This is a genomic window from Saccharopolyspora oryzae (genome assembly GCF_027853915.1).
Taxonomy (GTDB): Bacteria; Actinomycetota; Actinomycetes; order Mycobacteriales; family Pseudonocardiaceae; genus Saccharopolyspora; species Saccharopolyspora oryzae.
The window spans coordinates 1-12922 of sequence record NZ_JAQGLA010000087.1 but is presented as its reverse complement, the minus strand read 5'-3'; the positions used below and the strand labels follow the sequence as shown (position 1 = coordinate 12922).

General features: G+C 70.4%; 13 protein-coding genes. 9 read left to right on the top strand and 4 right to left on the bottom strand.

What is annotated here, in order from left to right; genetic code table 11:
* Positions 1–1611, bottom strand: coding sequence for a peptide ABC transporter substrate-binding protein (locus tag OU415_RS32075; RefSeq protein ID WP_270953241.1), 1611 nt, complete (start codon positions 1609–1611; stop codon positions 1–3).
* Positions 1612–1944: 333 nt separating this feature from the next.
* Here OU415_RS32075 and OU415_RS32070 point away from each other — a divergent pair, with 333 nt between their 5' ends.
* The 5 genes from OU415_RS32070 to OU415_RS32050 all read left to right on the top strand — a co-directional run bounded on the left by OU415_RS32070 (position 1945) and on the right by OU415_RS32050 (position 6362).
* On the top strand, positions 1945–2841 hold the full coding sequence (locus OU415_RS32070) for an SIS domain-containing protein (protein ID WP_270953240.1): 897 nt from the start codon (positions 1945–1947) through the stop codon (positions 2839–2841).
* The gene (locus OU415_RS32065; RefSeq protein ID WP_408641950.1) at positions 2838–3740 is read left to right on the top strand and encodes an ROK family protein; all 903 of its coding nucleotides are present in this window, start codon (positions 2838–2840) and stop codon (positions 3738–3740) included. The genes OU415_RS32070 and OU415_RS32065 overlap by 4 nt, the downstream gene beginning before the upstream one ends.
* 2 nt (positions 3741–3742) lie before the next feature.
* Positions 3743–4597, top strand: coding sequence for a class II fructose-bisphosphate aldolase (locus OU415_RS32060; RefSeq protein WP_270953238.1), 855 nt, complete (start codon positions 3743–3745; stop codon positions 4595–4597).
* Positions 4594–5514: a 1-phosphofructokinase family hexose kinase gene (locus OU415_RS32055; protein ID WP_270953237.1), complete on the top strand. Its 921-nt coding sequence runs from the start codon at positions 4594–4596 to the stop codon at positions 5512–5514. Before OU415_RS32060 ends, OU415_RS32055 begins: the two co-directional genes overlap by 4 nt.
* A 68-nt stretch (positions 5515–5582) precedes the next feature.
* Positions 5583–6362, top strand: coding sequence for a DeoR/GlpR family DNA-binding transcription regulator (locus OU415_RS32050; RefSeq protein WP_270953236.1), 780 nt, complete (start codon positions 5583–5585; stop codon positions 6360–6362).
* A gap of 8 nt (positions 6363–6370) precedes the next feature.
* Here OU415_RS32050 and OU415_RS32045 read toward each other — a convergent pair whose 3' ends face one another.
* Positions 6371–7018, bottom strand: a complete 648-nt coding sequence (locus OU415_RS32045) for a TetR/AcrR family transcriptional regulator (RefSeq protein ID WP_270953235.1) — start codon at positions 7016–7018, stop codon at positions 6371–6373.
* Between the two features lie 108 nt (positions 7019–7126).
* Here OU415_RS32045 and wzt point away from each other — a divergent pair, with 108 nt between their 5' ends.
* Complete coding sequence (gene wzt / locus OU415_RS32040) at positions 7127–7894, top strand: galactan export ABC transporter ATP-binding subunit Wzt/RfbE (RefSeq protein ID WP_270953234.1); 768 nt, start codon at positions 7127–7129, stop codon at positions 7892–7894.
* 120 nt (positions 7895–8014) lie between these two features.
* Positions 8015–8209, top strand: a complete 195-nt coding sequence (locus OU415_RS32035; protein ID WP_270953233.1) for a hypothetical protein — start codon at positions 8015–8017, stop codon at positions 8207–8209.
* A gap of 65 nt (positions 8210–8274) precedes the next feature.
* On the opposite strand, the gene OU415_RS32030 is transcribed toward OU415_RS32035, so the two are convergent.
* Positions 8275–9330 carry an NAD(P)H-dependent flavin oxidoreductase gene (locus tag OU415_RS32030; protein ID WP_270953232.1) on the bottom strand — a complete coding sequence of 352 codons (1056 nt, stop codon included), beginning with the start codon at positions 9328–9330 and terminating at the stop codon, positions 8275–8277.
* A 132-nt stretch (positions 9331–9462) separates the two neighbouring features.
* On the opposite strand from OU415_RS32030, the gene OU415_RS32025 reads away from it, so the two are divergent.
* The gene (locus OU415_RS32025; protein ID WP_270953230.1) at positions 9463–10359 is read left to right on the top strand and encodes a LysR substrate-binding domain-containing protein; all 897 of its coding nucleotides are present in this window, start codon (positions 9463–9465) and stop codon (positions 10357–10359) included.
* Positions 10360–10362: 3 nt separating this feature from the next.
* Here the strand turns inward: OU415_RS32025 and OU415_RS32020 are convergent, their stop codons facing one another.
* Positions 10363–11364 carry a LacI family DNA-binding transcriptional regulator gene (locus OU415_RS32020; RefSeq protein WP_270953229.1) on the bottom strand — a complete coding sequence of 334 codons (1002 nt, stop codon included), beginning with the start codon at positions 11362–11364 and terminating at the stop codon, positions 10363–10365.
* A 111-nt stretch (positions 11365–11475) separates the two neighbouring features.
* Between OU415_RS32020 and hisD the strand changes: the two genes are divergently transcribed.
* A complete protein-coding gene (hisD, locus tag OU415_RS32015; RefSeq protein ID WP_270953228.1) occupies positions 11476–12795 on the top strand; it encodes a histidinol dehydrogenase in 1320 nt (439 codons plus the stop codon).
* Positions 12796–12922 lie beyond the last annotated feature (127 nt).

Genomic DNA, 12922 nt, shown 5'->3' with positions numbered 1-12922 from the left:
TCACTCCTCGCGGCCGGGGCCGCACTTGAACGCGGTCAGGTAGTACTGCAGGTCGCCGCCCAGCGTTTCCGGTGTGGCGCACGGCGTGTGCGCGGCGTAGATGGCCGGGTAGTAGAGCGGGATCGCGGGCATGTCGGCGAGGATCAGGTCCTCGGCGCGCTGCCAGAGCTGCGCCGCCTGCTGCTCGTCACCGGTGCCCAGCGCCTGGTTGATCAGCTCGTTGGCACGGGGGTTGTCGTACTGGGTGTACTCGTTGCCGTCGCCGCCCTCGCGGAACATGCCCAGGTACTGGTCGGGGCTGGGGTAGATGTCGCCCCACAAGCTCAGCGCCGGACCGGTCAGCGTTCCGTCGTTCTGCGCCTGCTTGAGCTGGGCGGGCAGCACCGGCCTCAACCGGACGTCGGCGCCCAGCTCCTGCCGCAGCGCGTTGGCGATCGCCAGCGCGACCTGCGACATCTCGGTGCCGCCACCGCCGCCGGTGTTGGAGTACCAGATGACCACGGGCTCCCGGAATCCGCCGGCCTCGGCCACGAGCTGGCGAGCCCGGTCCGGATCGAACCGGCAGTCCGCGCAGGCGTCGGCCCGGTAGGCCGGACCGACGGCGCTGACCAGCAGGGAACGCGCGGGCGTCGCCGACCCGCGCATCAGCGCCCCGGCCATCGCGTCGCGGTCGAGCGACAGCGAAATCGCCTTGCGCAGCCGCGGATCGTGCAACGACTCGACGTAGTCGGGGATCAGCATCTGGGTGATCTGCCGCTGCTGCGGGATGGTGAACAGCCCGGTGTCGCCGAGCTGGTTGCGGGCGTCCTGGAGCAGGCCGCCGGGCATGTTGCGCAGAACGTCGAGCTGCCCGGCCTGCACGTCGCGGTAAGCGGTGTCCTGCGACTGGTAGATATTGAAGTGGATCTCCTCGGCCGCGTCCGGCGGAAGCTCGCCCTGGTAGTCGTGCCAGCGCTGCAGCACGATCCGCTCGTTGCGGTCCCAGCGGACGAAGCGGTAGGGGCCGTTGCCGATCGGCGCCTGCGAGTAGCCGGTCGGATCGGCCAAGCCTTCCTTCGGGATCGGGCAGGCGCTGTAGGAGGCGATGATCTTCGGGAAGTCGTAGTCGGGCTTGGTGAGCGTGACCCGCAGGGTCAGCTCGTCGAGCACTTCCAGCCCGCGCAGCGTGTCGCGCTTCGGCTCGTCCTCGTTGAGCTCGTCGTAGCCGTCGATGGCGCTGAAGGTCGAGCTCGCCTTGTAGGCGTTGGGTCCGTAGGAGACGGCGTTCCAGGTGTCGGCGTAGGTCTGCGCGCTGATCGGTTCGCCGTTGTGGAACTTCCGGCCGGGGCGCAGCTTGATCGTCCACACCCGGCCGTCGGCGGTGTCGATGCGTTCCGCACCGCGCATCCGGATGTCGCCGGCATCGGCGAAACCGAGCCCGACCAGCGGTTCGCACAGTCCCATGTAGACCTGGCTGCCCTCGTCCTGCTGCGAGTTCAGCTCATCCGGGTCGGGGTACTGCGCGACCTGCAGCACCCGCGCGCTGCCGGTGTCGTGCGCGCCGCAGCCCGCCAGCAGCGCCAGGCACATCCCGGCAGCGAGCACCAGCCGCCTCCGGAGCTTCTGGGCCATCTGTTGCTCTCCCTTGCTCAGACAACGAGCTTGCGCATGTGTGCTCGTTAATCCGATTTATCGAGCAACTTCATGCAAGTTGGGTCATTATTAACGTGGCCCGTGGTGGCTGTCACTACCCAGATCCACATCGGCCGGAAGCCGGTCCCGTCCCGTGACATCACGTGTCCGGAGTGCTACGGGCGGCTTTTGCCTGGTGGCCGCTTCGTCGATCTCGATGATTGCTAATGATTGAACGGATGCTTGTTGAATCACTTTTGTGCATCTAGTCTGGCGAAGTGGTGCGCGGAGGACGACGCGCGCCGCGGAGATCGACGGTCTTGGAGGGCTTTGATGGCGACTGGCGGATACCTCGTGGACAGCGAGATCGACAGCCAGCCGGAGTGCTGGCTGCGCGCATCGGAGCTGGCCCAGGAGGTGGCGGGGGTGCTGCCCGCGCGCGGCGAGCGGGTCGCGGTGGCCGGGTGCGGCACATCCTGGTTCATGGCCATGGCCTACGCGGCCCTGCGGGAATCCGCTGGTCAAGGCGTCACGGACGCGTTCCCCGCCTCAGAGGTGCCGCTCGGCCGCTCCTACGACCGCGTGCTGGTGATCAGCCGCTCGGGAACGACCACGGAGGTGCTCGAACTCCTGCGGCAGCTGAAGGGGACGACTCCCGCGGTGGCGATCACCGCGGTCCCCGACGCGCCCATCGCGGAGGTCTGCGACGAGTTGATCGGGCTGGAGTTCGCAGATGAGCAGTCCGTGGTGCAGACGCGCTTCGCGACGACCGCCCTGGCCCTGCTCCGCGCTTCGCTCGGCGAGGACCTGACCAGCGCCGTCTCGGATGCGCGCGCCGTGCTGAACACCGAGCTCGGTGCGCTGCCGACCAGCGAGCAGATCACGTTCCTGGGGACGGGCTGGACGGTCGGGCTGGCGCACGAGGCGGCGCTGAAGGTGCGGGAAGCGGCTGGTCTGTGGTCCGAGGCCTACCCGGCCATGGAGTACCGGCACGGTCCGATCAGCATCGCCGAACCCGGCCGGACGACCTGGATGTTCGGCGAGGCCCCGACCGGGCTCGCCGCCGAGATCTCCGCTGCCGGCGCGGATTTCGTCGACAGCGGGCAGCGCGATCCGATGGCGCACCTGGTGCTCGCGCAGCGAGTCGCGGTGGCCGCTGCGGTCGGGCGCGACCTGAACCCGGACCAGCCCCGCAACCTGACCCGGTCGATCGTCCTGGACGAGGTGTGAACCTTCACGGCCCCGTGATCGGTGTCGACGTGGGAGGGACCGAGACGAAAGCGGTCCTGGTCGACGCCTCGGGGGCAGTGTTGGCGCAGCGGCGTGGCACGACACCACCGCCCTCGCTCGACACGGTCGAGCAGGTGCTGGACCTGGCGTGTTCGCTGGTCACCGAGCTGTCCTCGCGCGTCGCGCCGACGGCCGTCGGGCTCGTCGTTCCCGGGATCGTGGACGAATCCCGCGGTGTTGCGGTGTTCTCGGCGAATCTGGGGTGGTCGGACGTCCCGTTCGCCTCGCTGCTCGGGGCTCGGCTCGGAATGCCGGTGGCCTTCGGTCACGACGTCCGGGCCGGGGCTCTGGCGGAACAACAGCTCGGCGCCGCGCGCGATGCCGATGACGCCGTGTTCCTCCCGGTCGGCACCGGCATCTCGGCGGCGTACGTGCAGGCCGGTCGGCTGCACGCCGGAGGCGGATATGCCGGTGAGATCGGGCAGGTCCCGGTCGGCGGTGCCCGGCTGGAGACGGTGGCCTCCGCTGCCGCGATCAGTCGGAGCTACCAGGAACGGACCGGAATTCCGGTGGCCGGATCAGCGGACGTCGCGCAGCGGGTCGCCGCTGGAGACCCGGTCGCGACCGCTGTCTGGGACGAGGCGGTCGACGCCCTGGGCAGCGCGCTGATCTGGATCACCGCGCTGCTGGCGCCGGAAGTCGTTGTCGTGGGCGGAGGTCTGTCGCAGGCAGGGCCGATGCTGTTCGATCCGCTCACCCGCCGCTTGGACGCGGACTGGAACCTCGCGCGCGCACCGCGGATCGTGCCCGCAGCTCTCGGCGATCGCGCGGGCAGCCTCGGCGCGGCGCTGCTCGCTGCCGAGCTGGTGAACCACAACCACGGGGAAGAGGGGGAGTAGTCATGCCTTTGGTCAGCACCGGCAGCGTCGTCGAGGCCGCCGTCCGCGCAGGTCTCGGGGTCGGCGCGTTCAACGTCATCGGGCTGGAGCACGCCGACGGCCTGGTGTCCGGAGCGGAACGCGCGGGTGCCCCGGTGGTGCTGCAGATCAGCGAGAACTGCGTGCGCTACCACGGCGGGCTCGAACCGATCGCGCTCGCGACGCTGGCCCGCGCCCGCAAGGCGGAGGTGCCGGTGGCCGTGCACCTGGACCACGCCGAGTCCGAAGAACTGGTCGGCGAGGCCATCGAGCTCGGTTTCGGCTCGGTCATGTTCGACGCCTCGAAGCAGCCCTACGAGGAGAACGTGGCCCGCACGCGCGCGGTCGCGACCCGCTGCCACGACGCTGGCCTGTGGATCGAAGCGGAGCTCGGCGAGGTCGGCGGCAAGGACGGCGTCCACGCGCCGGGCGTCCGCACCGACCCCGGTGAGGCCGCGGACTACGTGGCCGCCACCGGCGTGGACGCGCTGGCCGTGGCGGTCGGTACCTCGCACACGATGGTGACGCGTGATGCCGCGCTCGACTTCGAGCTCATCGAGCGGCTGAACGAGGCACTGGACGTTCCGCTCGTGCTGCACGGGTCTTCGGGTGTTTCCGACGACGACCTCGGCGCCGCGATCCGCAGTGGAATGACGAAGATCAACATCTCGACGCACCTGAACAAGACGTTCACCGAGGCGGCGCGGGAGGTCCTGGCGGCCAAGCCGGACCTGGTCGATCCGCGCAAGTACCTCACCGCGGGCCGGGAAGCCCTCGCCGCGGAAACCGCGCGCCTGCTCGGAGTCCTGCGCTTCGAAACCGGCTCGGAGCGCGGATGATCGTCACCGTCACCCCGAACCCGGCGCTGGACATCAGCTACCGAGTGGAGCACGTCGGCATCGGTGCCTCCCACCGCGTCCGCAGCGTCCACGAACGCGCCGGCGGCAAAGGGCTCAACGTCAGCAGGGTGCTGCACGACCAGGGCATCGCCACGCTCGCCACCGCTCCCGTCGGAGGCGCGCTAGGCGACGCGGTTCGCGATGACCTCACCGCGGCGGGCATCGAGCACTCCTTGCTGCCGGTATCCGGGCCCACCCGCCGGACCATCGCGGTGGTCGCCGACGAGGGCACTCCGGGAGAAGCGACGCTGTTCAACGAACCCGGCAGCCACCTGGGAGAAGCGGACTGGCGGCGGTTCCGGGAACTCGTCGCTGCGCGGTTGGACGGTGCGTCGGTTCTCGTGTGCTCGGGGAGCCTGCCGCCCGGGTGCACTGTGGACAGCTACGCCGAACTGGTCCGGGACGCCCATGCCCGTGCGGTACTAGCGGTGGTCGACACCGCCGGTCCCGCACTGCTCGCCGCGGCAGAAGCGGGAGCCGACGTCGTCAAGCCCAATGCCGCTGAACTCCGCGAAACCACGGGACACGACGACCCGCTGGCGGGAGCTCAGCAGCTGCGCGAGCGCGGCGCGGCGGCTGTGGTCGTCTCCCTCGGCCCGGACGGGATGCTGACGGTCACCGGTGAAGGCGTCTGGCGCGCAGCGCCTCCCTTCGCAGTGAGCGGAAACCCGACGGGCGCAGGTGACGCGGCGGTAGCGGCGTTGGCCGCCGGCATCGAGCGTCAGGAGCCCTGGCCCGCTCGCCTGCGCCGTGCCGTGGCCTGGTCTGCGGCTGCAGCAGCGGCACCTGTCGCGGGCGAGCTCGACCACCGGGTGTTCCGCGACATCGCCGACCGCATCGAGGTCGAGCACCTGTGATCAGGTGATCGGTCGTGCGCGATACTGGCTGATCGATCCTGCGTACGGCCGAGGAATGAGGGATACCGATGGACCGGCACGCGCGGCTGTCCGCGTTGCTCGACCTGCTCGGGGAGCGTGGCAAGGTCTCCGTGGAGGAGATCGCCACCGAGCTCGAGGCCTCCGCGGCCACGGTCCGCCGCGACCTCGACCACCTCGCGGAGCAGCAACTGCTGACCCGAACCCGAGGTGGGGCCGTGGCGCAGAACATCGCCTACGACCTGCCGCTGCGCTACAAGGCCGCCCGGAACGCCCGCGAGAAGGAACGTATCGCCCGAGCAGCGGCGGCGATGGTCGCCCCCGGTGCGGTGGTCGGGGTCAACGGCGGCACGACGACGACCGAGATCGCACGCAGCCTGGTGGCCCGCGCGGACCTCGGTGACAGCGGCACCTCGCTGACCATCGTCACCAACGCCCTGAACATCGCCAACGAGCTCGTCGTGCGACCCCAGGTGAAGACCGTGGTCACCGGAGGCGTGGCGCGACCGCAGTCCTTCGAGCTCACCGGCCCGCTCGGCACCCACCTGCTCCAGGAGATCACCCTCGACATCGTGTTCCTCGGCGTCGACGCGGTCGACCCGACCCGCGGGGCGTTCGCGCACAACGAGGGAGAGGCGAACATCAACCGCCTCATGACCGAACGAGCAGACCAGGTGGTCGTGGTCGCGGACAGCTCCAAGCTCGGCCGGACGGCCTTCGCCCACATCTGCCCGACGGCCTCGATCGACATGCTCCTGACCGACTCCACGGCCCCCGGCGAACTCGTCGACCGCTTCACCACCGAAGGAGTCCCGGTCAAAGCGGTGTGACCGAACCGCTACTCGACCTCGGACGGTTCCTGCGGGCGGGAGGCCAGGTAGGTCATGGCCATCTCGGTCGTCGCGTCCGCCCACGCCTGCCAGGACAGGCCGTCCGGCCACGACTGGCAGGTGGCGGCCCGGTGCACGCAGGAGCCGATGATGCTGCGCGCGGCGAACCGCACGGCGTTCCGCGGATCGTGCTGTGCCACGTCGTCCAGGTAGGGCTCAGCGGATTCGACGAGCGCCCGCTGGATCGTCTCGAGCGCTTGAAGACCGCGTTCGACGCCTTCCGCGGGCTGCCCGCCGAGCAGCTCCGGGAAGGCCCGGGTGCGACCGGAGAAGGTGCGCGCCATCGCATCGGTGAAGGCGCCGATGGCACCGCGCAGGCCGGGGGAGGCCGCGCGAAGTGCTTCGGCGACACCGGTTTCCAGCTGTTTGAGCAGGTCGTCCTTCACCGCTTTCAGGAGTTGCTCCTTGCCGGTGAAGCGGCGGTAGATCGCGCCGACCGACACGCCCGCGTGCTCGGCGACCGCTGCGACGGTGAACTCGTCGATGCCGCCGGTGCTCAGGACGTGCTCAGCGGAGGTCAGCACCTTCTGCAGGGATTCCCGGCTGCGGGCCTGCTGCGGGGGTCGGAAGCCGGGCTCGGCGTGCTGAGCGCTCACTCCCCGGACGTTACCGCTCGCCGCGAGGGGTGCGGACCACCGGTCAGATGCGAATGGTAATTTCCGTTCGCATTCAGTCCGGCACTGCGGCGGGAGCGGGTCCAGAGCATGGTCAACATCGAGGTGCGCGGCGCTTGCGTCGACTTCCCGATCTTCGACGCCAAGACGCGATCGCTGAAGAAGAAGGTCTTCGGCAAGGTCGGCGGCCGGATCGGCACCGGGGCGAAGGTGCCGGTCATCGAGGCGCTGCACGACATCACGCTGTCGCTGACCGACGGCGACCGGGTCGCCCTGGTCGGGCACAACGGGGCGGGGAAGTCGACCTTGTTGCGCCTGCTGTCGGGCATCTACGAGCCCACGCGCGGGACCGCCCGGATCGAGGGGAGCGTCGCGCCGGTCTTCGACCTGGGCGTCGGGATGGATCCGGAGGTCTCCGGGTACGAGAACATCATCGTCCGCGGTCTGTTCCTCGGGATGACCCGACGGCAGATGCGGGAGCGGGCCGAGGACATCGCGGAGTTCACCGAACTCGGCGACTACCTGCACATGCCGCTGCGGACCTACTCGGCGGGCATGCGGGTTCGGCTGGCGCTCGGCGTGGTCACCACGATCGACCCGGAGATCCTGATCCTCGACGAAGGCCTGGGTGCGGTCGACGCCGCCTTCATCGCCAAGGCGCGGCAGCGCATGGTGGACCTGGTCGCTCGATCAGGGCTGCTGGTGTTCGCATCGCACGTCGACGAACTGCTGCTGGAGCTGTGCACGACGGCGATCTGGATGGACGAGGGGAGGATCCGGATGCGCGGTTCGGTGCGCGAGGTGCTCACCGCTTACAAGGGCCACGAACCGCAGGTCTTCCCAGTGCCGGATGCGTGAGGGCCTGCTGCTCCGGCTCACCCTCCTGGGCGTCGATCGACTTGGTGGTGCGGCGGGCGAGGGGCCGGGGCGGACAGCAAGATCGAGGCGCTTCGTTCCGAAACGTCAAGGAGTTTCACAATGCGCTTGCGTGCAGCTGCTGTCGCGATCCTCACCGCCGGACTCGCCCTCGTGGGCACCGGGGTCGCTTCGGCTGCCGAATCCCCCACCTTCATCGTCGCTCCCGGTGCTGCCAACACCTTCTTCGCGTTCACCGGTGACGCGGTCGTCGCTTCCGGGGGCGGTGCTGTGTTCGCCTTCGATTCCGGCGCCTGAGCGAGGAACCGGACGACGAAGCCCCGCGCCTCAGGTGCGGGGCTTCGTCATCTGCTGACCGCGGTTCAGGCGAGCAGCTCGCGGGCGTCCGCCCACATGCGCTCGATGATCTCCCCCGCGGGTGCCGTGGTGGCGAGGGCCGCGCTCTGACCGGCCCAGTTGTTGGCGCGGTCGACCCGGGCACCGCCCCGGCGCCACTGGCCCACCAGTCGTCGCTGGTCGGGGTAGGGGGCGGGCAGGGGAGCTCCGTCGCCGGTCCACGCCTCCACGAACTGCGTCGGCACCGCGCGTCCGAGGCGGCCGGAGTAGGCGCGGGTGGGGATCGTCTGCTCCGGGGACAGCCCCTCCATGGCGGCGGACCAGGCCGGGTCGATGCCGGCCTCGGGGGAGCGCAGCAGCGCGGTTCCCACCTGGACCGCGCTCGCGCCGAGGGCCAGCGCGGCCGCCACGCCGCGGCCATCGGTGATGCCACCAGCGGCGATGATGGGAACCCGCAGCCGGTCGGCCAGGTAGGGGAGCAGGGAGAACAGGCCGACGTCGATCTGCTCGGCGGTCTGCGGGTCGAAGCTGCCCCGGTGCCCGCCGGCTTCCATGCCCTGGGCGACGACGGCATCCGCACCGGCTTCCTGGGCGGCCATCGCATCGGCGATGTTGGTCGCGCAGGCGAACCACGCGATGCCCTCGCGGTGCAGCCGCTCGACGTAGTCGGGCTCGAACAGGCCCATGATCGACGAGATGACCGCAGGCCGGGCGGCCAGCATCGCCTCGCACTGCTCGGCGAAGACCGGCCCGGGCCCCGCGGGCTCGCCCGCTTCGCCGAACCGGTTCAGGAACTGCTCGGCCGCCCGCACCCGGTCCGGCGCGTCCACCGGCTCGTCCGGGATCCAGGTGTTGAGCTGGCACGGGCCGTTCGTCCCGGCGCGGAACTCCGCCATCCAGTCGGCGATGCGTTCCGGCTGGTCGAGCACCACGCCGTTCGCGCCGAGCCCACCGGCTTCGGCCACCGCGATCGCCAGCGCGGGCGGGCAGGCTCCGGCCATCGGTGCTTCCAGGATCGGCACCCGCAGGCCGAAGCGCGCGCAGAAGTCCTGAACCCGTTGCTGCACTTGCTGTCCCGCCACCACTGCTCTCCCAGCTGTCGATCCGAAGTCCGAGGTGCACGGAGGACGCTAGGCTGCACCTGCCATCGTGTCCAACGATGAGTGGCGAACGCTGCCATCGCCACAGGCGAACCCTCGATCTCGGGAGAACGCGTGGAGCTGTCCGACCTGCGGATCTTCGTCGCGGTGGCGCGCACCGGCGGCATCACGCGCGCGGCCGCGGAACTGCACACCGTGCAGTCCAGCATCAGCGCGCGCATCGCGGGGCTGGAACGAGAGCTCGGGGCGACCCTCCTCCGACGGCACGCTCGGGGCGTCGCCCTGACCTCGGCGGGGGAGCAGCTGCTCGACTACGCCCGGCGGATCACCTCGCTGGCGGACGAGGCCGCCCGCGTCGTCCGGGACGAGACGCCCAGCGGCCCGCTGCGGATCGGAGCGATGGACTCCACGGCCGGTCTCCGGCTCCCGCCCGTCCTCGAGTCCTACACCGCGGCCTGGCCGGACGTCGACCTGTCCGTGCTCACCGGCCCCACCGATTCGCTGGTGGTCATGGTCAAGGAGCACGCACTGGACGGAGCTCTCGTCGCGGGACCGGTGAACGACGCAGACCTGCACGAGGACGAGGTCTTCACCGAGGAGATGGCGGTCGTCACCGCAGTGCGCCACCGCGACCTCGACGACGCCCTGCGCAGCCCCAACGGCGCCCGGCTGCTCGTCTTCCGCGCGGGGTGCGCCTACCGGCGCGGTCTCGAAGCCGTTGCCAGGTCGCGCGGGGTGGAACCGAAGGTCCTCGACTACGGCACCGTCGAAGGGATCCTCGGCTGCGTCGCCGCCGGACTCGGGATCACGATGATGCCCCGCGAGGTGGTCGAACGCTCCGAACTGCGCCCCCGGCTCCGCATGCACCGACCGGCGCCCGTCGACGCGAGATCCGCGACCGTGTTCGTGCGCCGCCGCGACGCGCACGTCACCACGGCGCTGGCGGAATTCCACCGCCACCTTCGCGAAACCGGCCGCGCAGCACCGGAACTGGTCGCGCTGAACGACTGACGTTCAGCGGACCTCGGTGCGCGCCGTGGAGCTGCGGACCACGAGTTCGCTGGGGAACTGCTCCTTCCGGGGCGGCAGCGAGCGGTCGTCGACGCGTTCCAGCAGGAGGTGCACGGCGGCGCGGGCCATCTCCGCGATGGGCTGGCGGACCGTGGTGATGTCGTAGGAATCCCACGACGCCATCGCGATGTCGTCGTAGCCGATCACCCACACGTCCTCGGGGACGCGCCGGCCCATCGACACCGCGCCGTCGACCGCGCCGAGCGCGGTCAGGTCGTTGGCGCAGAAGACCGCCGTGGGCGGGTCGTCCTGCGCGAGGAGCTCGCGCATCGCCGAGCGGGCGAGGTCGTGGGCGAACCCGCCCTGGCCGGTGAGCTCCGCGGCCAGCGGGTGGCCGAGTTCGGCCAGGCGGTCGCGGAATCCGCGCTCGCGGTGCCGGGCGGTGCTGGTCAGCTCGGGGCCCTGCAGGAAGCCGATCCGGGTGTGCCCGGTGGCGACCAGGTAGTCGGCCACCGCCCGGCCGCCGGTGAGGTTGTCGGTGGTGACCTGGTCGCAGTCCAGCGAGTCCAGTCCGCGGTGCAGCAGCACGATCGGCTCGCCCCGCTGGAGCGCGTCGGCGAGCTGGTCCGACCCCTCGGTGATGGTGGTGAAGATCAGCCCGTCGACCGTGCCCTCGTCCAGCGCTTGCAGGGCGCTCGATCCGCCGGGATCGGGTGCGTTCCAGAGCACCATGCGCTGACAGGCCGCCTCCAGTGCCTGGCCGACCGCTTCCAGCAGCTGCGGGTAGAAGGGGTTGGTGATGTCGGCGACCACGACGCCGACGGTCGAGGTGCGCCGGGTCCGCATGGTGCGCGCTGCGGCGTGGGGGCGGTAGCCGGCCTCCTGCATCGCGGCCAGGACGCGCTCCCGGGTCGCGGCGGCGACCTTGTCGCTGCCCTGCAGGACGCGGGACACCGTCATCTGCGAAACGCCGGCCAGCTGCGCTACGTCGCGGCTGGTGACCACCGAGCACCTCCGAGGTCTGTATCGAGGGAGTTGGCCCTGCTGGTTTACGTAAACATGCTAGCGGCCTATGGTTCGATGTGTACGTAAACATCGGAAGGGATCACGGAACCCATGGTTGTCTCGCTCAAAGCCCCGGCCACCACCTCGGCGGGGACCACGACCTCCTCGCCCGACGTGCAGGAGAAGGTCGCGGCGATCGTCTCCGACATCCGCACCCGCGGTGACCAGGCGGTTCGCGAGTACTCGGAGAAGTTCGACAACTGGCAGCCCGAGTCGTTCCGGCTGTCGGCCGAGCAGATCGACGAGATCATCGCGCGCGTTCCGCAGCAGGTCATCGACGACATCGAGTTCGTCCAGCAGCAGGTGCGCAACTTCGCCGAGCGGCAGCTCGCGTCGATGCAGGAGTTCGAGGTGGAGACCCTGCCCGGCGTCCACCTGGGGCAGAAGCACATCCCGGTCTCCGCGGCCGGGGCGTACGTGCCGGGCGGGCGGTACCCGCTGCTGGCGTCGGCGCACATGACGATCCTGACCGCCAAGACCGCCGGGGTCCCGCGGGTGGTGGCCTGCACGCCGCCGATCCGCGGCGAGGTCCCGGACGCCACCGTGGCCGCCATGCACCTGGCCGGTGCCGACGAGATCTACCTGCTCGGCGGTGTGCAGGCGGTGGTGAGCATGGCGCTGGGCACCGAGACCATCGCGCCGGTGGACATGCTGGCCGGGCCCGGCAACGCCTTCGTCGCGGAGGCCAAGCGGCAGCTGTTCGGCGAGATCGGCATCGACCTGTTCGCCGGCCCCACCGAGGTCCTGATCGTGGCGGACGAGACCGCCGACCCGTTCGTGGTGGCGGTGGACCTGCTCAGCCAGGCCGAGCACGGCCCGGACTCGCCGGCGGTGCTGATCACCACCTCGGAAGAGCTCGGACGCTCGGTCCTCCAGCACGTCGACGAGCTGCTGCCGGAGATGCCCACCCGCGACAACGCCGAAGCGGCCTGGCGCGACCACGGCGAGGTGCACGTCGTCGAAAACCTCGGCGCCGCTTACGAATTGGCCGACACCTACGCCAGTGAGCACGTCCAGATCCTCACCGCGCAGCCGCGCGAGGCGCTGGAGAAGATGCGCAACTACGGCGCGCTGTTCCTGGGCGAGGGCACCTGCGTGTCCTACGGCGACAAGGTCATCGGCACCAACCACGTGCTGCCCACCCGCGGTGCGGCCCGCTACACCGGTGGGCTCTGGGTCGGCAAGTACCTCAAGACCGTGACCTACCAGGAAGTCACCGACCCGGCCTCCAGCGCGCAGCTCGGCGAGGTGTGCGGCCGCGCGGCCCGCGTCGAGCTGTTCGAGGGCCACGCCCGCTCCGGCGACGTTCGGGCCGCGAAGTTCGGCGGCGCCGAATTGCCCTGGGCGCCCAACGCTTTCGCCCGGTCCTGACCAGCCACACCGAAAGGCGCACCGCGCATGTCCTCCAACGCAACGACGCGTGCCGGGGTCTCGTCGGCGTCGAGAACCTTGACGTCCAGCACCATCGGCAGCGTCATCGAGTGGTACGACTTCACCA